Source organism: Vibrio sp. Vb1755, assembly GCF_033338635.1.
GTDB classification, from domain to species: domain Bacteria; phylum Pseudomonadota; class Gammaproteobacteria; order Enterobacterales; family Vibrionaceae; genus Vibrio; species Vibrio alginolyticus.
This window is the reverse complement of record NZ_JAWOTA010000012.1, coordinates 48,593-69,662: the sequence shown is the minus strand read 5'-3', so window position 1 is coordinate 69,662 and position 21,070 is coordinate 48,593. Positions and strand designations below refer to the sequence as shown.

Genomic DNA, 21,070 nt, shown 5'->3' with positions numbered 1-21,070 from the left:
CTTATCGGTCTTTCGGGTCAAGAGCATCACGCAAGCCATCGCCGATGAAGTTAAAACAAAAGAGGGTGGCAACTAAAAACAGAGAGGGAAAAAGCAGCATCCACAATGCAACGTCAATCGTTTTTGCGCCTTCGGAAATTAGGATTCCCCAGCTCGTGTCTGGTGGTTGAACACCAAGCCCTAAGAAGCTCAAAAACGATTCGAACATAATGAATCCTGGTACCATTAAGGAGGAATAAACCATCACGATCCCAAGAACATTAGGCAGAACATGGCGTCGGACAATTGTCAATTTAGAAACCCCAATAGAGTGTGCGGCTTCGATGAACTCTCTCTTTTTTAGACCGAAGGTGACACCACGTACAACACGGGCAATGCCCAGCCAAGATACCATTCCGATCACGATAAAAATCAGGTAGATGTTGTTGCCAAAAAGGGTAACAAACAGGATAACCATAAACATAAATGGCACCGAATCGAGCACCTCAATAATGCGCATCATTACGCTATCGACAACGCCGCCAAGATAGCCGGAAATACTTCCCCAAATCGTACCAATAACAACGGCGACTAAGGCGCCAACAAAACCTACCAAAATAGAGAGCCTGCCACCTTGCATCGTGCGAGCGAAAACATCTTGCCCGAGATCATCGGTACCAAAGTAATGGCCACTGCTCAGTGAAGGTTTCCCTAGCTCGTATGGATCGATGAGCACTTCCCAGTCAATTTCATCATGGCCAAAAGCGGCAAGAGAGGGGCCGAAAGTGATGCATAAGGTAATGAACGCCAAAACATACACTGATGTCATCGCGGCTCTGTTTTTACGAAATCGAGTCCATGCATCCTGCCAAAGACTGCGACCTTCGACGGCTTCAATATTGTCGACGACTTGATCTTGAAGAGCTTGTGTATCCAGTTTTTTGATCGTTAACATGCCGGACTCCTAAACGCGTATACGAGGGTCGATAATCGTATATAGCAAGTCGACCACAAGGTTAAAGAAGATAGTGAGTGAAGCGACAATCAGAGTAATGCCCATTACTAGGCCGTAGTCGCGGTTGAGAGCCCCAGACACAAAGTGTTGTCCCATGCCACCTGTACCAAAGAAAATGTCGATAATTACCGAGCCTGTCACGACAGACACAAACGCAGGGCCGAGCATCGCAACGACGGGAATCAGGGATGGTCGCAAAGCGTGATGGAATAAAATGTAGGTTGTGGACAAACCTTTGGCTTTTGCCGTTCGAATGTATGGTTGGTTGAGCGTTTCAATCATTGCGCCACGCATGACGCGTGCAATACTCGCAATGGAGCCAATCGCCAGGCTGAGCACGGGAAGAACAAGAAAAGCCAGCTTTCCTCCTTCCCAACCACCAGCAGGGAACCAGCCGAGCTGAATAGCGAAGATCATGACTAAAACTGGAGCAAGCACGAAAGCCGGAACCACAACTCCAGTCATCGAAAGTGTCATCAGGCCGTAATCTAGGCGGCTATTTCGGTTCAATGCCGCAATGGTGCCAAGTAGCATGCCAAGTGGAACGGAGATACAAAAAGAGAGTACGCCTAATACTGCTGAAACTGGCCATGATTGTGCGACGAGCTGTGTAACACTGAAGTCTTGATAAACGAAGCTCGGACCGAGATCTCCTTGTATGAAATTACCAATGTAAATCCAAAACTGAGTAAGGAAGGGCTGGTCCAAATGGAATTTTGCTTCGATATTCGCACGTACCACCTCTGGCATAGGCCGTTCCATATCAAATGGCCCCCCTGGTGCAATGTGCATCAGCCAAAATGATACGAGTGCGATGAATAGAAGCGTGGGGATAGCGATAGCTAATCGCTTAACAATGTACCAAATCATGATCCATCATCCTTTGGTCATCCGAAATCACTTCGAACGGTTATGAATAAAAAATGGTCTGAGCTCAGGTTGCCTTCTCCACCGAGAGATATGAGGAACGGCAAGTAAACATTGAACTTGCCGACTCAGACCGAAAACATGCTTTTAGTGGGCTTTTACATAGACATTCTTGCGGTAGTACGACGACTCAGGGTTTGTCAGTTCGTAGCCGCCCACGTAAGGCTTGATGAGGTATTGATCGTTACCCGGACGATAAATAGGAATAATGGCCATGTCTTCAATCAGCATGCTTTCTGCTTGTAGATACAGTTCTGATGGGTTGCTCATGGTCTTTGAGCGAGCCATTAACTCGTCGTATTGCGGGTTGTTATATCGAGAATCGTTGTACTCGCCACTAGAAACGAAGATATCCAACCATGTAGAGGCTTCATTGTAGTCGGCCGTCCAGCCGCCGCGAGTAATGTCGGTCGGCTCTTTAAGTGCGTAGAACACTTTCGGTTCTAGCTGTTTTATCGTGACTTGCGCACCCAATCGGCTTTTCCACATGCCTGCCATGGTGGTTGCCATTTTTACGTCCATCGAGAAAGTTGGTACGGTAAACGTTAACTTAAGCGGATTGCTTTTATCGTATCCAGCTTCTGACAGTAATTGCTGCGCTTTTTCGATACGTTTATGGCGGTTCCAAGTTGCGAACTCAGGAGTGTGAGATTTAAAACCATCTGTTTGAGGTGGCACAAGGGTATACATTGGAACCCCACCGTTTCTCAAAATAGCACTCGTTAACAGTTGACGGTCAATGGCATATGAGAGGGCTTTACGAACTCGCACGTCTTTTGTTGGCCCTTGTTGAGTGTTGAGGTAATAGAATGTGGAGCCAAGAGACGCACTGGTGCTTGCCACTTCTTGTGGGCGTTGTTGAATTAACTTTTTCTTCTGAGCGGCAGGAATGGAAACCGCTTGGTCTATCTCACCAGCTAGGTAGCGGTTTAGCACTACGTTTGCATCACCAATTGGTAGCCAGGTGACTTTTTCCAGCACTACATTGCTTGCGTCCCAATAATGTGGATTTTTAACCATCACCAGTTTTTCGTTAACTTTCCATTCAGAGACAGTAAACGCACCATTTGTAACTATATGTTCTGGCTGGGTCCAACGATTGCCATGTTTTTCAATGGTCGCTTTATGAACGGGGGCAAGCACTGGATGACTTAATAGTTTCGTAAAGAAGGGAATAGGCTCTTCTAGTGTTACCTGGAACGTTTTTTCATCCAGCGCCTTCACGCCCAAAGACTCGGGTGCGGCGTCGCCCTTCATAATCGCTTGCGAGTTTTCGATATTTGGAATGGCCGCAAACCAAGCGTATGGTGAAGCAGTGCTTGGATTCAGTAAGCGTTGCCAGCTGTAGACAAAATCTTGTGCAGTGACCGTTTCGCCATTTGACCATTTTGCATCACGTAAGTGGAAGATATAAACCGTATTGTTGTCATTGACTGACCAAGATTCAGCAACACCAGGAATGGTTTTACCTTGCTTATCTTGAATGACCAGACCTTCAAACAGGTCTCGACCGAGATTGAAAGCGGGCTCTGCGGCTTGCTTGGCTGGGTCAATAGAAGTAACTTCAGCCCCATTGTTTAGCGTAATTTCTTGTGTCTCATCGAGGGTCACACCTACGGGATACGGCGCGGCATAGCTTGATGTTGCCAGTATTGGACTCATCATCGACGCTAATAAAAGCAACTTAGGTAATTTCATCCTTGTCTCACTCTTTTCATCCTGAAAGATGCCAAAAATGTATATTGTATAAATTGTCTACACAATCGAGTTTTAACATTACTGTAACAGGGTGTCAGGTGTTGAGCTGTCTAGTCTCAAAAAGTGAGCTAGGGGAATTTCTTTGAAGATCTGATATCAAGTTGGCATGACGGGAAGTAATTTTGCTTCGATACAAATTAAAATCCCCTTCAAGCACAGGCTAGAAGGGGAAGATAGTCAGTCTGCTTTTCAAAAGGCATGACGTTAACTGACTAGGAAATGTTTCACGAACTCAGTGATTTTGACCATATCACTTACCGCGATAAACTCTTCTGTCGTGTGTACTTTTGCCATGCCAGTTGAAAGGTTGACAGTTGTGAGACCTTTCTTGTTAAAGTTGTTGGCATCGCTACCGCCGCCAGTGCCTTTTGTGAAGGCGTCAATTCCCAACTCTGAAAACGCTGCTTTTATAGCGTTTACGTGTGGGTGGTTTTCTTCAATAACAAAAGCGTCGTAGGCTCGGCTAGATTCAATTTCGACTTCTGCACCGTGTTTTTCACAGACAGACTCTAATGTTGAGATCATATGATTGACCTGAGCATCTAGGTTATCGCCATTCAGGGAGCGTGCTTCTGCCACGATTTTTAATTCAGGCATAACAATGTTTGTGGCCTGACCGCCGTTAACCATACCGATGTTGGCTGTCGTTTCTTCGTCGATGCGAAGCAGCTTCATTTGGTTGATAGCATCAGCCGCCACCATGATCGCACTGATGCCTTCTTCTGGCGCAAGCCCTGCGTGTGCTGGTCGACCTTTGATTTTTGCCATGATCTTTTGCTGGCCTGGGGCTGCGGTCACAATGGTGCCAATAGGGCCACCCGTATCTAACACGATTGCTTCCGTTGAATTGACGTGTGACATATCGAAGTATTGTGAACCGAATAAGCCGCCTTCTTCATACACGGTGAAAGCAAGTTCTAACGTTTTGTGCTCACGGTTTTCCGCTTGAATACAACGAACGGCTTCCATGATGGCAGCAATACCAGATTTATCATCGCCACCAAGAATCGTATTGCCTTTTGAACGGATAACGCCGTCTTCGATGATTGGCTCAATGCCAATACCTGGAGTGACCGTATCCATATGGCAGCTCATTAGAATAGAGCCGTCTTTTTTGCCGTCTAAACGGGCGTACACGTTAAAACCGTTAGAAATATGCTCAGGTACTGGAAGTTTGCGTACGGTAAAGCCTAGCTCGCCTAGCTGTTCTGCCAGTGTTTCTGCAATTTGTTTTTCGTTTTTTGATTCGCTGTCGATACGTACTAGTTGGCAAAAGTGTTCAACTAAGCGTTCTTGATTGATGTGTGTCATTAGATGTCTCTTTTTCTGATCGAGCGTGAAGCCTTGTGGCTCGGCTCGATAGGGAACAGAGCACCACTTATGGCACAGTTACTTTTGAATAAAACTGAGGTGAATCAATAAAGGGGTATCCATGACACGATTCTGACCGATGAGCCTTTCGAACTGTATGAAGCGTCACGAAACATTACTTTTGATGTTTTGCAGGATCAAATGAATAAGTCGGATAGAAATAGGGGGCAATAGACTTTCCATCCCCTTTTGCTTTTTGAGCTACGTTGCCAAGATAAAATGCCAAAGTAACAACTTGTTTACATTTTAGGTGTTGGCGTAAAGCCGAAAATATCAATCTAATATATTGAAAATAAGCAGTTTGTTTGATTTTTGCGAAAGTGTATTCGATGTGTCTTCTGCGTGTAACATATATTTTACAATTGTGCGTAAAAATCGCCAAGATAAAGATTTCTCCCCACGTATTCCAATTTCTCAAGACCTGCGCCAAGTTAGAAAAATAAGTCCAAACAAAAGCTACTGAGACAAGGAGAAAGTCATGGTTGATGCATATAACCCACTAGGAACAGACGGATTTGAGTTTGTTGAATATACCGCTGCAGACAACAAAGGCATTCAACAGCTTAAAGATCTGTTTATATCGTTAGGTTTTGCGGAAATCGCAAAGCATCGCTCAAAAGAAGCGTGGTTATATCGACAAGGTGACATTAGCTTTATTGTGAATGCGCAGCCGCATAGCCAAGCTGAGGGATTCGCCAAAGTTCACGGTCCGTCGGTTTGTGGCATGGCATTTCGTGTGAAAGACGCCACCGTTGCTCTGGCGCATGCGTTAGAGAATGGCGGTAAAGAATATAAAACGGAAATTGGGCCGATGGAGCTAAGCATTCCTGCTATTTATGGCATCGGTGAAAGCTTGCTTTATTTTGTCGATCGTTATGGAAAGCAGAGCATTTATGATGTCGATTTTCGTTTTTATGATGATGCTGATGAGCGTTTATCAAAAGCGAATGTTGGTCTTTACGAAATCGACCACTTAACGCACAACGTTAAGCAAGGCAACATGGATGTCTGGTCTGGTTTCTATGAGCGCATTGGTAACTTCCGCGAAATTCGTTATTTCGATATCGAAGGTAAGCTGACAGGTCTTGTCAGCCGTGCGATGACCGCACCTTGCGGCAAAATCCGAATTCCTATCAATGAGTCGTCAGATGATAAATCACAGATTGAAGAGTTTATCCGTGAATACAATGGCGAAGGTATTCAACACATCGCATTGACCACAGACGACATCTACGAAACGGTCAAAACCTTGCGTGAGCGAGGCATGGACTTTATGCCAACACCAGATACTTATTACGAGAAAGTCGATCAGCGTGTTGAAGGCCACGGTGAAGATGTAAGCAAGCTTCGTGATTTGCAGATTCTTATTGATGGTGCGCCAACGAAAGATGGCATCTTGCTACAAATCTTTACTCAAACCGTTATCGGCCCTGTGTTCTTCGAAATCATCCAACGTAAAGGCAATGAAGGCTTTGGCGAGGGTAACTTTAAAGCGTTGTTTGAATCGATAGAAGAAGACCAAATTCGCCGAGGAGTATTGAGCGATGCATAAATGGATCACATTCCCTCATCGGGAGGGAGTTTGCTCTAAACAAGCGCATGCTGACTTCCCGGAAGAGGCAATTTATGAACGTGAGGCAGGTCGAAGTGGCTTCTTCGGCCCCGCAACACATTTTCATCATCAACATGCCCCAACGGGGTGGTCTGAGTGGGAGGGCGAGCTACGTCCACGAGCGTTCGATTTTAATCTAGTCGAGAAAGCCAGCCATATTACCCCTTGGGCAGTCCCGCATCTATTACACAACGCGAATTGTAAAGTTCGTGTTTGGCGTATGGATGAAAAAATGGACTTCTTGGTGAGAAATGCAGATGGCGACGAACTGCTATTCATCCACCAAGGTACGGCAGATCTCTACTGTGATTATGGTCATTTGAAAGTGAGCGAAGGGGATTATGTCATGATCCCGCGCTCAACGAGCTGGCGTTTAGAGCCAAGCGAGCCGATGTTCATTCTGATGATCGAAAACACCGATGCGGCTTATACATTGCCCGAAAAAGGCATGGTTGGAAACCACGCGGTGTTTGATCCGGCGGTTTTAGAAACGCCGTCGATCAACGATCAGTTCCGTGCTCAATATTCTGAGAATCAAACACAGGTTCAGGTGAAACGCCACGATAAAGTCAGTGTTATCACTTACCCATTCAACCCGTTGGATGCGATTGGGTGGCATGGTGATTTGGCGGTAGTAAAAGTGAACTGGCGTGATATTCGTCCACTTATGTCACATCGTTACCATTTACCGCCTTCTGCACATACTACATTTGTAGGAGCAGGATTTGTGGTGTGTACCTTCGTTCCTCGTCCAATTGAAAGTGATCCTGGAGCGCTCAAAGTACCGTTCTACCACAACAATGACGATTATGACGAAGTCTTGTTCTACCATGCAGGTGATTTTTTCAGCCGTGACAACATTGAAGCAGGCATGGTGACATTCCATCCAGCAGGATTTACGCATGGTCCTCACCCGAAAGCATTCAAAGCAGGGCGAGAGCATAAGAAGACTTTCACCGACGAAGTTGCGGTCATGATTGATACGCGTCACGCACTTCAGTTTTCGGATGAGCTGGAAAAAGTAGAAAACAAAGAATACGTCTATAGCTGGCAAGAGAAGTAAGAGGCAAGGATGAAATTAGCAACCAAGAAAAATGGCACTCGTGACGGTTTGTTGATGGTCGTGAGCAAAGACTTAACGCGCTGCGTACCAGCGACAGAAATTTTCCACCCCATGAACTTAGCACCGACGATGCAGGTGGCACTTGATAACTGGGATACGCTAGCACCGCAACTGGAAGAGCTATACGTTGCACTGAACAATGGCACGGTTGCAGGGTATGAAGAGTTTGAAGCGCACTACTGCGAGTCGCCGCTTCCTCGCGCTTATCAGTGGGCTGATGGCAGTGCTTACGTAAACCACGTTGAGTTGGTTCGAAAAGCTCGCGGCGCTGAAATGCCAGAGAGTTTTTGGACGGACCCGTTGATGTACCAAGGAGGCTCTGATGCCTTTATTGGACCTTGTGACAACATCGAGTTTGCGAGTGATGAATGGGGTATTGATTTCGAAGGTGAAGTGGCTGTGGTAACTGGTGACGTACCAATGGGCGCGAGTGTTGCAGAGGCTCAGGAGTCGATTCGTTTGATCATGCTGGTGAATGATGTCTCACTGCGTGGGCTAATTCCCGCAGAATTAGCTAAAGGGTTTGGTTTTTTCCAATCTAAACCTTCTTCTGCGTTTTCTCCTGTGGCAGTAACACCTGACGAACTCGGCGAAGCGTGGTACGAAAACAAAGTGCATTTACCATTGGTCTCGACCTACAACCACAAGCCGTTTGGTCGCCCAAATGCGGGTATCGATATGACGTTTGATTTTGCAGACTTAATTGTTCATGCGACTAAAACGCGCCCGCTATCTGCTGGGGCAATTATAGGTTCTGGCACGGTATCTAATAAGCAAGGCACCGAACATGGCACTTCGATTGAGGAGGGTGGTGTTGGTTATTCATGTATCGCGGAAGTTCGCATGATTGAAACCATTCGTGATGGTAAGCCGTCGACTAACTTTATGTCGTTTGGAGATTCAATCAGATTGGAAATGTTCGATGCGGATGGCAACAACATATTCGGCTCGATTGACCAACAAGTTAGCCAATATCTCAAGCACTAACAATGCTGGTTGGGAGACGATATGAGCGATAGCATGATTTTATACGGATACTGGCGATCATCGGCGGCGTATCGTGTGCGTATTTGCTTGAATCTTAAAGAGTTATCGTATGATTCAAAATCGGTACACTTGGTGCGCAATGGTGGCGAACAACACAGTGACGAGTACCATGAGTTAAACGCTTCTGAACTGGTTCCTTTGCTGGTGGATGGGGAGGTTCAGTTAACCCAGTCACTGGCGATCATTCAATACTTAGAAGAACACTACCCGGATGTCACTGTGATCCCCGAGCAAACGCCGCTTCGATACCAAGCGCTAGCTTTGGCTCAGGATATTGCAATGGAGATTCATCCCCTGAATAACTTAAGAGTTCTACAGTATTTAGAGGGGGAGTTAGCTTGCGAGCCAGAGCGCAAAGTCGCTTGGATTCATCACTGGATCCACAAAGGTTTTACAGCATTAGAAGAGAAACTTCAGAAGCATCGTAAACTAAATGGTGATTGCAAGTTTAGCCTGACAAGCTCGCCATCTATTGTCGATATTTGTCTGGTACCACAATTTTATAACGCACAACGCTTTGGTGTAGATACCTCTCTTTATCCAACCATTAACGCTGTTGTGCAGTCATGCAATCAACTGCCAGCTTTTATTGATGCGATGCCAGAGAATCAGCCAGACGCTAATAGTTGATTCTTAGCATACATAATGTATTAACAAAATTTAAACGAGCCAATCCAAGTGTGTGATTGGCTCGTTTTTATTGGTGAGCAAAATTTTCTGTTTCTCGCTATCGTCGTGGCGCCTCAAAATTGCGAGGTTTTGTTGCTCTGCATAACATTTCCATTTACGCTTTGAGCAACGAGTTGTTTTGGATGCACTTTATTTATGACCAACATTTTTATCATTGTTGTTCTTCTGGTTTTATTCTTCTTTGTTATTCAAAAGTACGTGATTAAGCACGATGACACGCGTGATTATCCTTATCGCTCGAAAGGCCCTCTGCTCAGAGGTCAAGAGGGTGCGTTCTATAATGCGTTAAGAGCGGCGGTCGGGGAGCATGCCGTAGTATTCGCGAAAGTAAACATGTCCAGTTTGGTTACGCCGAAAGAAATCAAAAATAAGAAGCAGTTTTTTGTCGCGAACAATCGTATATCTCGAAGCTATTTTGATTACGTTATTTGTGACCCAAGGACACTAGAGCCGCGCGTTATCGTTGAATTGGATAATGGGCAGGAGCTAAACAAGGGTAAGATAGAAAGACAAAAGTTATTGATTCATGTTTGTAAGACGGCCAACCTGCCTTTAATTGGCGCCTCGGTAAAGCACAGTTATCAAGTTGGGCGATTACGTCGTTTGCTTGCGGCACACATTGATTTGATTGAGCCCGATAAAGAAGTGCGCTTTTGCAAAAAATGCGGCAGTCCGATGATCATTAAAACCGCAAGCCAAGGTGAGTTCAAAGGGAGACGTTTCTTTACTTGTAGCCGTCAGCCGAATTGTACATACACCGAAAATTATAACGTTGTGTTTGAGGCGGATGACTAAACACGACAATTAACCAGCAGAAATAAGGGGCTTTGATTAGAGATGATCAAAGCCTTTTTTGTATCTGTCCTCAAGGCAAGACCTATACTTTGAAAAAGAGTGCAGAATAGGGCAGCCATATGCGATACGGATGGATTTTGTCAGCATTGTTCATCGCATCTAATGTTAGTGCGATACCTAATTTGAAACCACTAGAGTGTGAATTGACAGAGACACCCCAAGATCATTTCTTGTTTTACCGAGAGCAAATGGTTTACCACAGTGAGCAGTTTGTCATATTTCAAAACTTCAAAGGCAGGGTGAGCACTCAAGTGGACGTCAAAACAGGAGAGTTGATTCGTACAACCTATATCGGCGAACCATTTAAACCTAAATATCAGATTTTGTTCGGCACTTGCCCTAAGGTACCGCAAACCTTACAGATTTGGATGCTCAGTGAAGTGCCTTACGACAATTAAGTGAGATAATAAAAGTTATATAGATCACACTTTTAATCCATGAAGGATTCAGCTTTGCTGATAAAATCATCTGAAAACGCGTGTTGAGTTTACATTTTCGCCAAACGGTTCAAAGTTGGTAAATTTGTGCTTGCACCACCGTTCGCTTATAGCTAATATCCTCGTCGTTCCAGAGAAATGCGTCCGTAGCTCAGCTGGTTAGAGTATCGCCTTGACATGGCGGGGGTCGGTGGTTCGAGTCCACTCGGACGCACCATTCTGAATTGAATGGTTAGGAACATAAAAATTTGGGTCCGTAGCTCAGTTGGTTAGAGTACTACCTTGACATGGTAGGGGTCGGCGATTCGAGTTCGCCCGGACCCACCAAATTTTAAAAAAGCCCACCTTTTGGTGGGCTTTTTTGTGTCTGTAATTCATTAATACTCAAATAAAACTACTTCTTTTCTTGTCCCTTGTTTTTGCTCTGCGTTAGCCCCTTGTTAAAGATAAAAGCGCACTACCTGATCCGCAACACAACCTCAAAACCCTAAATGCAATGCATAAGGTGCATACGCTTCAAACCCACTAGAGCCGTCTATAAATTGTGTTGCGTGCCACTTGCTGTGGCACTAGAGACACTGACTATTAATCTAAATTATCTGGCGTGTGAAGATTGGTGCCGCATATTGTACATTTGTAGTCACCAGTCGCTTCGCCTTCCATTAATGAGCCAATTATTGCTGCAAATAGACCAGAGAAGAAACCTTTAGCTTTTTTCTCGGTCTTTTCCTGCGCTTTAGAGAAGCTTTCGTACCGATGTAGCGTTACTTCTTTACAGTTACAGCAAAACGCTCTTGTCTCTTCAGAACCGTACATTTTTACCAATTGATTTACTCCCTGTAAGTTAATTTCCCCAAGTGGCGTTATGTTCAAGGGTAAGTCACACAAGACTGATGTGTGACTTACCCTAAACACTAAAACTAATGTCATGTAAAACACCACATGTTATGAATGATTATTTAACGCCTTGTTATCCGAGCTTTCTAACTCTGCTGATTGAATAGTTGTGGCAATAAGCTCTTCAAATAGATCTAATTGCCCAGCAGGTATCAATTGATTTTGTATAGCTTTTCGTTTGTTTGAGTCAAATAGCCGCTCTGTTAACCAACCAATTAGATACATCAGTGAAAGACAGCCACCGGCCGTCGCTACATTACCGTCTATCACGAGAGGCAGATCCTTAACATCTCCTCCCATACTTTGTAGAACATCCTTTGCATCTGGGTTTGTTGTTAATCGCTTGCCTTTTAGTAAACCGAGTTCATGGAGGATGAATGATCCCGCACAAATCGAACCTATTAGCTGCCTATTTGGATCAAGATTCAACGCTGACATAAATTCAGCATCTTTTAAAGCGGCTGGAATACCCCGTTTGCCGCTTGTAATAAGAACGACATCTTGATTCGTCACCTCAGAAAGGTGTCCGTCTGTTTTAACTTTCATACCGAGGTGGGAATGATGTTCAGATTTAGTTCCAAGTATACTTACTGTCCAACTGTCGGTTGTGCGCCCCAGCAAGTCATACATAAGAAAGAAATCGACATCCGTGAAATCATCAAATAAAACAACGCCGATTTTATACATAACATTTATCCTTTTGGACTTACTCGTAAGTCGCAAAATGTGTAGTAGGAGGGGAGGGGCATTCGATACACAAGCTTCTGCTAAGCACCTTAAATACCAAAGGCGGTGCAAACTAACAATGCCATGTGTACCAAATCCCTATTATAAAACTTTGTTATGTTTGTTTTATGAGCCCGCCCAGAAAAACTCAACCCTAATACCACTTGGGTCGTAACACATTAAATGTTTTGCGGGTCCTGTCTTAACAAGCTCGGGACCAAACTCAATTTCGATTCCCGACGCCATAAATTGATCACGCAACTCATAGAGTTGCTTCTCAGTCTCTACGAGTAAAGCTAAGTGATGCAAACCAATATTCGTTTTTCTGTCAAATGGAGTGGCGGCATCAGCCTTAGCCGCCCATAGTGTAAGCATGATATGCCCATCACTCACAAATATTGCCGGGTAGTCTGGATTTCTTTTTACTTCACTCCAACCTAATTGTTCAGTGAAAAACTTCGCGCTTGCTTCTAGGTTAGATACGGTTAAACCTACGTGGTGTATGCCTTTTGTTAACACAGTCACTTTGTTTCCTTACTCGTTTTAATGGCTATCAAACAAAGATAACTCGATAAAAAGTAAGCATCAATACACATATATTGATTAACTTCGTCAATCTATTCGAATACGGTAATCCAACTGGAAACATAACATTGTAAACAAGAAACCCAATCTTGAACTAAAAATTAAACTTAGAGTTCATTCTTAAGTGCTGTATTAATCAAATACATTAATAGCCATAATATTTAAGCCAGCCTATAGGGCATATCATTCCATTAAAGGTTTGAATGTTCTTATTCAAGCTAACGTCTTCCAATTTGTAACAGTGAACAAAATTACTAGTCGAAGTAGATGCTGGTGTTGAATACGTCACAGGTTTAGAAGCGTTTGCTTTATGTATTTCATGTGCTCGCTGCTGGTCTATCGCCACTTGATTCTTATGATTGTTAACTTCTCGCAATCCAGATTCTAGGGGTAGGTGCCAATCCTTACATGTTGTTCCTAAACCATCATTCTGAGACTGATATTCTGATAACGCTACACGAGCTTCATTTACCGACTGATCGATATCGGACTGATCGACTAGCCAAGTAGAAAAAGAATAGTTAATGGCCTCTCGATAGTTTACGGATTGCTCTAAGCTATAAGCATCGGAGTGAAAACAGGCCTCTACCACTGCCCATTGAGTCGATAGGTTTGATAATACGTTTTCAGGTATAGGCTGAAGCTGGCTTTGCGTAGACTGGCAACCGGTTAGAAGAAAAGGGACAGAGAGTAGTTTTAGAAAAAATTTTTGGTTCATTTTAATTTTAAAATTAGTGCAATCTTTTTCATTATCATAATACAGGACGATTGAAGAAAGTAGCATTTCTATCAGTAAGGGAATATAGCTAACGTACTGATAAGGTGCGAGTAAAGCAATGCCAAAGCCCTTAACACACCTTAACTACGAATACTACCGCATAACAAAGATGCTATGCGGTAGCGGTAGTATTCAGGCTTGAACAGTTTGTCGCACGTTGCTCTCGCCTGACAGCACGGAAATTCTCTCAAAATCTCGACTCGGGAAGTCAGGGTCTACGTACACAAACATACGACTTATCATTTTTCCTTCAAACTCAAATACACTACAAAAACGCCCTGTGGAAACTTTGTTGTCCGGCCAAGAGGTACCATCACTCATTACGCCGCCTTCCTGTCCTTCAACAATGACCTTGTTTCCAGCAGTCGTTATTTGAAAGCCGTCTATGTCGTGCCAGATACTAATCAACGAGCTACCAATCCTATTGCCAAACTCCACTAAGGCACTCTTTCCTTTCGCTTGCCCAAATTTAGGAAAGAAAAAATCAACATCCTCTGAGAATAGATCCAGATAGCTAGGATCACCGGCATCTATTTTCTCGAAATACTTAACTACTAGCCCAACTAAATCGTCTTTTTCCATAATTATTTCACACCCATATAAGCTTTACGCACAACCTGAACGCTTGCATCTTAAACACAGAGTACATTTAAACTGAAATTGCCAAGAGTTGCGAATCTTATTGAAGTGCCTTGTTAGATGTAATCCGTTTAGCCTACGTATACACCATTGAAGTATTCGACGCGTTCTAACGTCATTCTTAACTTACATTCTTCAATCTGGACACCTTGCCAGGGTGAAGGTGTGGAAGACAGGCCCGTAAATTCACATTCGGCGTCTCTGTATTTTAGCCAAGCTCTTTGGGCCTTTCGAAATGGCTCTACCAGTTCGGTCTGAGACCATGTTTCCCTTAGTGCTTTTTCTTCCTCACCTATTCTAGTGATTGCTTCCTTGTAACTTTCGTTAAGCTCTTTATCTGCAGATTCCATTTTCTTTTCTACACACTGATAACCAGCCATAACGCCACCGCCTTTTACTTTGCAGGGATCTTCAACATCATCAGAGGCCAAGCAAGGTAAAGAAACCAACGCAAATATCATTAGTAATTTGTTCAAAATTGCCTCCAAGCTCCGAGTGCTTGTTAAACCGTTATCCGCTATTTTTCCTTTTTAATCATGCTTCTTTTTATCTGTGCCTTCAAAGATAAAATAGAAGGTTAGTGATTCTAGTGCCTAAATAGAAGGTAAAAGAAGATTGATACACGGATTAAATGACGCCTTAATCTGAGTTATTTTTAGTGGGCGTTTGGTGTTAATCTTTTCTGTGGAATCATTAGTTTGATGGCGTCTGAGGATGTTAATATGACTCCCATTGAATTTATTATCGCCCTGAAACACCTAGGTTGAATTAAGTGGTGAATATTCCCCTCCTTGATTCAAAGGTAGGGCGATAAATGTTGCGATTCGTAATAAAAATTTATGCCAAGTGCAGTTCGCTATCGCGGCTTATATTGAGTTGGGCAATAACCTCTAATGATGTCTGAGTTTCGTAGCTTGTTGTGTTTTGTATTGCGCCCCGAAACCCTTTTACGCCACAATTTAAAGCTACTTGATTTGAGCCGGCTACGCATAAACTGAATCACGTCGGATTCATTCAAACCAAATTGAAATTCGATAGCCTCAAATGGGGTGCGGTCTTCCCATGCCATTTCTATTATTCTTGACTCAGTTTCCGAGGTCAGTTTCATTTCAAATAACCTATTTTAGAAAAGACATTTCTACGACGGAAATTGAGTATTGGTTCAAATGTTCTTATATGCGTGCTTAGTGTTTAGCGACTTAACACCTACAAAAACTTCTCAATGAGGACTTCGTCTACGTATTTCCCACGAACTTTTGCATGCTTCTTCGCGGTCCCTACGATTTCGAAGCCTTGTTTGAGATAGGCTGATAACGCTCGCTCATTATCGCCGCGAACGTACGCAAATAGTTTTTCGTAACCCTTTTGTTTGGCTACTTCGAATGTCGATTTGAAAAGCTGTTTAGACACACCTTGGCCACGAGCACCGTCACTAACAAACGTACCAATTATGCCAACATGGTCAAAAGCTTTTGTATATTGTGCAAATGGCTCGATATTTTGGAAACCTATGACTTGTGAGCTATTTTCGGATAAAGCGACTGTAAACACGCCCCGTTCTGGGAAATGAGTAATGAACTCTTTTTCTTCTTCAGGTGTGAAAGGCGTATCTAATACAGTGTATAAACCTTCAATAATGATGGGGTTGAGGACGTTTGTAATGCCTTCAGCATCACCTAAAGTTACCTGACGTACAATTAAATTCATGCCACTTATCTCCTATTAAAATTAGGGCTGTTTTGTACATGAGTTGGAGACTTGCGGCAACAAGTAACGTCATTAAGTCGTAAAGAATATACCTATTACACTTAAACGGCGGTTAATAGTGCTGATTGTTACTTTAGTATTTCTGATATATCACTTTTTAAGTGACGGCTTAACTTCTACAGAATATTTCCACATCACGACCCCATTTTCTACAAGATCATAACTCGCGCTTTGACCCTCGGAGTTGAGTACAAATACCGGCATTTCCATCCTTGACGTAGCGCCATCTCGGTTGCATGACATGGTAGCTTCAAGCTGTATGCTATTTTTGCTCGGTTCTGAAAGGGTTCCTAAGTACGTGCAGCCGTCGACAAAACTGGTTTTGCTTTTTCCTTTAGAGGATATTTCAAAAGTCGGAAAAATGAATGTTGATTGAGGCTCTGTTACTACCACATTGACTTGATAGTTCGTCGCTGAAAAAGCATTGAAATGAGCTCCAAGCATAAGTAAGAACAAGATTTTTGATTTCATAAACTCTTCTTTATTTCGATATTACTAGTTTGGTTACGGCGCTATTAACGTGACCACTTAATCTAAAACTTTACTGCGGAAGCATTAGAAAGGATACAAAGGTAGAGTAGTTGAATATGGTTAATCGGCCGTAAATAGTTTTATTAAGCGATTTTACATACCTAAAAGAGGTAAGTTCTTTCGCTTTTGATAGGTTAATGCTAATTCTAAACAGGTCTTGATTGAAGCTTCTGGCAAAGGTGCTGATAAAGATAGAATTATTGCTCGATTACCCTGAAACTCAAGTGAGTCACTATACAGTTCGCGGAATGTGTCGACGAGCTTAGTTTGGCAATTAAAGAACAGATAATAACGACTAGGCGTTTTCTGTTTCCAATCCATCCTTACCGGGCTACCTGTTTTCACACTGTAGCTTGGCTCTCCCCATTTTAGAGATTCTTCAACTTCCCCCAGTTTTAATTCAGAAGCGATAGTTAAGACGGTATTTCGTAGCTCTTCTATCCGAATACGCACATGTTTTGGATACTCATCAAATCTTGCCTTCACTGCATGGTTCATTGGTATCTCCTATAAATAGCGTTGTTTTGGGGTGAAGCCCAAGCGTACTTTGGCTATGTAGCAATTACGTCATAATGTTATTAATCAATAAATCTAGCACATAGCCAAAATACTAAGCGTAAGGGTTTCCCTCGGTTACGTTTAGGATGCTCTGGGTGAAAACATGATGATTGACATGCCAAGCATAGCGACAGAAACCCCCACTATGTCCCAGAGCGTTGGTCGAACGCCGTCGATACACCACAACCATAGAATTGCGACAAAAATATAGACACCACCGTAAGCGGCATAAACTCTGCCAGTTGCGGTAGGATGTAAAGATAGAAGCCAAGCAAACATAGCAAGGCATAGCGCTGCTGGTACCAAAAGCCAAACTGACTTATCTTCCTTTAACCAGAGATAAGGTAAGTAGCAGCCTAATATTTCTGCAATGGCGGTTATAAAGAAAAGCCCAATGGTTTTGACTTCAGTCACTTAAACATTCCTATCTTTCTCTACAAATATATGATGCTTGTTAAATGGGCAATTGTTCGGCTCATTACATTTCGCCCAGCTTAATCTTGGATTGAGCCTCACTCACGGTTTGTTTACCGAATAACAAATCCATCATCGAAATGATTCGTTTGTTGTCTTTACCCCATTTATCTGGGTTCGCGCTGTTTGGTGCTTTAAATTCAACTTGTCCTACTTTTTCGTTATTTTTGTAGGCTTTGATCTGAGCATCAGCGATAAATGTTCTAAAATCCCAGCTCCAGCGTGATACGTAAGTAAGTGTTAGCTCAGAGCTAACAGGAGGCGTGCCGTCGCTTACGACTGTGCATTTATGGGCGGTATCCAAACACCAGTCTTGCATCGAATCTAAGAAAACATCTCGCGTGGCGTTGTCTTTTACGATGGTGATTTCCTTGCTCTGATTTTCTTTCGAGATTGTTTCTACCGTATACTTTGGTGCCGCACATGCAGCTAATAGAATAGGCAAGCTTAGAATGATGAGTTTTTTGTGCATCTTATGTCTCTTTTTTTAAATTTATATATTCAAACAACTTCAAGATACTGAGTTCAACGAGAATAACTAACAAGCATGGCAACTGTTATTAACAAAACCTTTAGAGTAGAAGGGTTTGTTTCGGGAGTATGCCAATGTCTCGATGCAAAATAATTAGTAAGAGATTGCTATTGCGTTATGTTAACTCTTGAACTTATGTCCGTATCAATGTCCAGAATTCTTCGCATTGAAGTTTTTGAAGTGCAATTCTAACGGAATTTTAAATTGCTGCATAATGCTCAATTAAGAGGAATAGGGGAGCTTATCGTTAAACATAACGTGTAGTGCTGTAAATTGGTCCCTAAGACTAAGCTAAAAGGGCCTAATGTTTTAAAATAGCTTCTTGTCTATTCTGTTGTGTGAGTTTTCAATGTTGTCTCATACTAGCCACTTAAAAGAGCGCTGTAAGAACTCGTCTGCATTATCAAGGACGATTTCACCGTGAGCCATAACCAATATATTAGGTTTCCAAGACAGCAATTTATTTAAGTGTTTTCGAGCCTCTTGTTTGCTAAACATAAAACTTAGGCGCCAATCCAAAGGCATTTTTCCATTCGGAGCAAGAATACCGGCCCCTTTAGCCACAAACCGCTGCCAGTAGTTAAAGTCCTGGCCAGAAAAATTCTCGACGAGGTCAGTAACAATTAAGGTCTTTGAAAGTCGATGATAAAACACACACTCTTCCATTAATGGAGAGCCAGAAAATAGTTCTTGTTCAATCTCAGAGTTCCAAGCATTACCGCCTTGGTTAAGTGAAGCGTGAAAGTGTATATCACGGCACTTCTTAATGACTTCATCTGTGCCATAAATTTCTGCGCTAGGATAGGCAAATACCCATTCAGATAAGAACAAGTGGTGTAAATGATTAGGAGCGATTAAGTATTTCACTTGGCCTAGATTGTTGATTTGCTCTTTAATCGAATTTGATAACTGAATTGGACTATGAACCCAAAGGCCACCATCAGAAAGCCTAACAATAGTCATACGAGTGGTGTATGGGAGTCCTAAGAATTGGACGGGATCTCCGTCAAATATCCATATCTCATGGGCTAACTTTTTCATGTCTCTCCAACCGTTAACACTGTATTAAGGCGGCATTTAAGTTACTCAAAAGCTGCCTTGCTGCACAATAAACGCTTCGCTAAGCGTAAACCAAAAATATTAGGTTTACCAAACCCTTATTGAGTGCAGCTGTATGTCTTTGAGTATTTTTATACTGAACGGCGTAAAGTAGTTTTAAGAGGATCATTTGACTTGATAGAACAAAACCCCGCTATTTTTGAGCAGGGCTTTGCAATTAGATAAAGGGGCTAACCGATAATGAAGAAGAAAATCGCGGTTGCAACAATACCAATCAACGCATAAGGAAACTGTGTGGTTGCGTGTTGCATTGCTGTACAGCCTGAGCCTTGTGCAGATAACACGGTTGAGTCACTAAAGAAACAAGAGTGGCTCCCTGCCGCTGATGCTGAAAGCAGCGCTGCAACGGTTAAGTGTAGAGGCACACCAAGCTGTTCGCCCAAAGGTAGAACAATTGGCATCGCTACTGCAAACGTTCCCCAAGACGATGCCGTTGCAAATACCAACGCGCCCGTAATCATAAAGATAATCGCCGGGAAGTAAGACGCTGACAGGTAAGGGCTGACGGTCTCAATGACATATTGTGTGACGCCCAATGAGTCGTTGACCGATTTCAACATGAAACCACCAATAACGGTCGCAAGCGGCAGTAGCATAACCTTAATGCCATCATAAACAGCTTCGAACATGTCGTTCATCGAGATCAGTTTTTGTGCGCCGTAAAAGCTAATAGTAAAGATTAGCGCGACGAAAACACCAGCAAGTAGATCGATACCAAAGTACCAACTTGCGGCAACGAGTACGATCATCGGCAACAAGAAGTTGACAAGGCCCATGGTTGGGTTGGTATGTGCAGATACATCGGGACCAAAGTCGACATCTGTTGCACCGTCTGGACGAACTTGACCATTCTTCGCACGCTTTTCTGCCTTTTTCATCGCACCTAGATCTGGGATCTTTTCCATTGCAACCAGCAAAACAATCACCAGCGTTACCCAGCCGTAAGCCATGTATGGAATAGCTTCAATGTATGCTTTGATACCATCTCCCGCTTCTGCTACTCCGTTTGCTTCTAGCAACGAACTGAAGAAAATTGCCCAAGTGGAAATCGGTACGAGGATACAGATAGGCGCGGCGGTTGAATCCACAAGATATGAGAGTTTTTCACGCGAGATTTGGTAACCGTCCGTAACTTTTTTCATTGAGGAAGAAATTGCAATCGCATTCAAATAATCGTCGATAAAGATCAGAATACCTAACGCAAAGGTCATCAGCATCGATTGCTTACGGCTTTTTACTTTCGTGACCAACATGTCGGAGAAGCTTAAGATACTGCCGCCTTTCTCCAAAATAGCAATTAGGCCGCCCATCAAACCACAAACGAGGATGATCCAGGCAATAGTTTCATCCATCATTACACTCATGGAAATATCAACAATCTGTTCTACCGCTTCAGTTGGGTTAAGCAGAAGAACACCGGCAATAGCGCCGCTAAAGAGGGCTTCCACAGTTCGGTGTGTTGTCAGCGCAAAGACCAATACCAACGCCGTTGGTAAAAGGCTCATCCATCCGTAGGCTTCGCCTTCCTCATGGTTCAAACCGATTGTGGTAAAAAAGACAAACGTCGCAACCGAGATTAAAGAAACAATAATGTGTTGAGAGTTGATTTTAAGAGGCGCATCCAGCGCCTTGGTCTGCGTAGTCATAAAG

24 protein-coding genes and 2 tRNA genes are annotated in these 21,070 nt (G+C 43.2%); 8 read left to right on the top strand and 18 right to left on the bottom strand.

From position 1 onward, the window contains the following. Window position 1: 1 nt before the first annotated feature. The 4 genes from R7E00_RS12620 to R7E00_RS12605 all read right to left on the bottom strand — a co-directional run bounded on the left by R7E00_RS12620 (window position 2) and on the right by R7E00_RS12605 (window position 4,990). The gene (locus R7E00_RS12620) at window positions 2-934 is read right to left on the bottom strand and encodes an ABC transporter permease subunit (RefSeq protein WP_005377839.1); all 933 of its coding nucleotides are present in this window, start codon (window positions 932-934) and stop codon (window positions 2-4) included. A 9-nt stretch (window positions 935-943) separates the two neighbouring features. Then, complete coding sequence (oppB, locus tag R7E00_RS12615) at window positions 944-1,864, bottom strand: oligopeptide ABC transporter permease OppB (protein WP_005377838.1); 921 nt, start codon at window positions 1,862-1,864, stop codon at window positions 944-946. Between the two features lie 144 nt (window positions 1,865-2,008). Then, the gene (locus R7E00_RS12610; protein WP_262606107.1) at window positions 2,009-3,619 is read right to left on the bottom strand and encodes a peptide ABC transporter substrate-binding protein; all 1,611 of its coding nucleotides are present in this window, start codon (window positions 3,617-3,619) and stop codon (window positions 2,009-2,011) included. Window positions 3,620-3,883: 264 nt separating this feature from the next. After that, on the bottom strand, window positions 3,884-4,990 hold the full coding sequence (locus R7E00_RS12605) for a M20/M25/M40 family metallo-hydrolase (RefSeq protein WP_262590713.1): 1,107 nt from the start codon (window positions 4,988-4,990) through the stop codon (window positions 3,884-3,886). Between the two features lie 538 nt (window positions 4,991-5,528). On the opposite strand from R7E00_RS12605, the gene hppD reads away from it, so the two are divergent. From hppD to R7E00_RS12565, 8 genes are all read left to right on the top strand, one after another. Further along, window positions 5,529-6,602 carry a 4-hydroxyphenylpyruvate dioxygenase gene (gene hppD / locus R7E00_RS12600; protein WP_005377835.1) on the top strand — a complete coding sequence of 358 codons (1,074 nt, stop codon included), beginning with the start codon at window positions 5,529-5,531 and terminating at the stop codon, window positions 6,600-6,602. Continuing rightward, the gene (locus R7E00_RS12595; protein ID WP_005388948.1) at window positions 6,595-7,725 is read left to right on the top strand and encodes a homogentisate 1,2-dioxygenase; all 1,131 of its coding nucleotides are present in this window, start codon (window positions 6,595-6,597) and stop codon (window positions 7,723-7,725) included. Before hppD ends, R7E00_RS12595 begins: the two co-directional genes overlap by 8 nt. A gap of 9 nt (window positions 7,726-7,734) precedes the next feature. After that, window positions 7,735-8,772 (top strand): fumarylacetoacetate hydrolase family protein, encoded by a 1,038-nt coding sequence (locus tag R7E00_RS12590; RefSeq protein WP_005388946.1) that lies wholly within the window; start codon window positions 7,735-7,737, stop codon window positions 8,770-8,772. A 21-nt stretch (window positions 8,773-8,793) separates the two neighbouring features. Continuing rightward, window positions 8,794-9,462: a maleylacetoacetate isomerase gene (gene maiA, locus R7E00_RS12585; protein WP_005377832.1), complete on the top strand. Its 669-nt coding sequence runs from the start codon at window positions 8,794-8,796 to the stop codon at window positions 9,460-9,462. Between the two features lie 195 nt (window positions 9,463-9,657). Further along, entirely contained in the window at window positions 9,658-10,317 is a 660-nt protein-coding gene (locus tag R7E00_RS12580) for a DUF2726 domain-containing protein (RefSeq protein WP_047100684.1), read from the top strand. 119 nt (window positions 10,318-10,436) lie between these two features. Then, complete coding sequence (locus tag R7E00_RS12575) at window positions 10,437-10,775, top strand: hypothetical protein (protein ID WP_262606105.1); 339 nt, start codon at window positions 10,437-10,439, stop codon at window positions 10,773-10,775. A 179-nt stretch (window positions 10,776-10,954) separates the two neighbouring features. Beyond that, window positions 10,955-11,031: transfer RNA gene (locus R7E00_RS12570), tRNA-Val, on the top strand. Between the two features lie 33 nt (window positions 11,032-11,064). Then, a tRNA-Val gene (locus R7E00_RS12565) sits at window positions 11,065-11,141 on the top strand. 258 nt (window positions 11,142-11,399) lie between these two features. Here the strand turns inward: R7E00_RS12565 and R7E00_RS12560 are convergent. The 14 genes from R7E00_RS12560 to R7E00_RS12495 all read right to left on the bottom strand — a co-directional run bounded on the left by R7E00_RS12560 (window position 11,400) and on the right by R7E00_RS12495 (window position 21,066). Beyond that, window positions 11,400-11,630 carry a hypothetical protein gene (locus R7E00_RS12560; protein WP_005377829.1) on the bottom strand — a complete coding sequence of 77 codons (231 nt, stop codon included), beginning with the start codon at window positions 11,628-11,630 and terminating at the stop codon, window positions 11,400-11,402. 129 nt (window positions 11,631-11,759) lie between these two features. After that, window positions 11,760-12,398: a DJ-1/PfpI family protein gene (locus tag R7E00_RS12555; RefSeq protein WP_262606104.1), complete on the bottom strand. Its 639-nt coding sequence runs from the start codon at window positions 12,396-12,398 to the stop codon at window positions 11,760-11,762. Window positions 12,399-12,563: 165 nt separating this feature from the next. Then, complete coding sequence (locus R7E00_RS12550; RefSeq protein ID WP_031780991.1) at window positions 12,564-12,962, bottom strand: VOC family protein; 399 nt, start codon at window positions 12,960-12,962, stop codon at window positions 12,564-12,566. Window positions 12,963-13,167: 205 nt separating this feature from the next. After that, window positions 13,168-13,806, bottom strand: coding sequence for a hypothetical protein (locus R7E00_RS12545; protein WP_239939272.1), 639 nt, complete (start codon window positions 13,804-13,806; stop codon window positions 13,168-13,170). Between the two features lie 126 nt (window positions 13,807-13,932). Then, window positions 13,933-14,382, bottom strand: coding sequence for a nuclear transport factor 2 family protein (locus tag R7E00_RS12540; protein WP_005377826.1), 450 nt, complete (start codon window positions 14,380-14,382; stop codon window positions 13,933-13,935). A gap of 128 nt (window positions 14,383-14,510) precedes the next feature. Then, entirely contained in the window at window positions 14,511-14,900 is a 390-nt protein-coding gene (locus tag R7E00_RS12535) for a lysozyme inhibitor LprI family protein (RefSeq protein WP_239939273.1), read from the bottom strand. A 395-nt stretch (window positions 14,901-15,295) separates the two neighbouring features. Continuing rightward, window positions 15,296-15,547: a TIGR03643 family protein gene (locus R7E00_RS12530; protein ID WP_005377824.1), complete on the bottom strand. Its 252-nt coding sequence runs from the start codon at window positions 15,545-15,547 to the stop codon at window positions 15,296-15,298. Between the two features lie 98 nt (window positions 15,548-15,645). Further along, the gene (locus R7E00_RS12525) at window positions 15,646-16,146 is read right to left on the bottom strand and encodes a GNAT family N-acetyltransferase (RefSeq protein WP_053306918.1); all 501 of its coding nucleotides are present in this window, start codon (window positions 16,144-16,146) and stop codon (window positions 15,646-15,648) included. A gap of 150 nt (window positions 16,147-16,296) precedes the next feature. Next, complete coding sequence (locus R7E00_RS12520) at window positions 16,297-16,677, bottom strand: hypothetical protein (protein ID WP_031780990.1); 381 nt, start codon at window positions 16,675-16,677, stop codon at window positions 16,297-16,299. A 153-nt stretch (window positions 16,678-16,830) separates the two neighbouring features. Then, a complete protein-coding gene (locus R7E00_RS12515; RefSeq protein WP_171343234.1) occupies window positions 16,831-17,235 on the bottom strand; it encodes a DUF1801 domain-containing protein in 405 nt (134 codons plus the stop codon). 141 nt (window positions 17,236-17,376) lie between these two features. After that, entirely contained in the window at window positions 17,377-17,709 is a 333-nt protein-coding gene (locus R7E00_RS12510) for a YnfA family protein (protein WP_005377819.1), read from the bottom strand. A 64-nt stretch (window positions 17,710-17,773) separates the two neighbouring features. Beyond that, window positions 17,774-18,241, bottom strand: coding sequence for an Sbal_3080 family lipoprotein (locus tag R7E00_RS12505; RefSeq protein ID WP_005385757.1), 468 nt, complete (start codon window positions 18,239-18,241; stop codon window positions 17,774-17,776). Between the two features lie 417 nt (window positions 18,242-18,658). Continuing rightward, the gene (locus R7E00_RS12500; protein WP_086046699.1) at window positions 18,659-19,342 is read right to left on the bottom strand and encodes a DUF4336 domain-containing protein; all 684 of its coding nucleotides are present in this window, start codon (window positions 19,340-19,342) and stop codon (window positions 18,659-18,661) included. 248 nt (window positions 19,343-19,590) lie between these two features. Further along, complete coding sequence (locus tag R7E00_RS12495; RefSeq protein WP_005377816.1) at window positions 19,591-21,066, bottom strand: Na+/H+ antiporter NhaC family protein; 1,476 nt, start codon at window positions 21,064-21,066, stop codon at window positions 19,591-19,593. Between the last annotated feature and the right edge of the window lie 4 nt (window positions 21,067-21,070).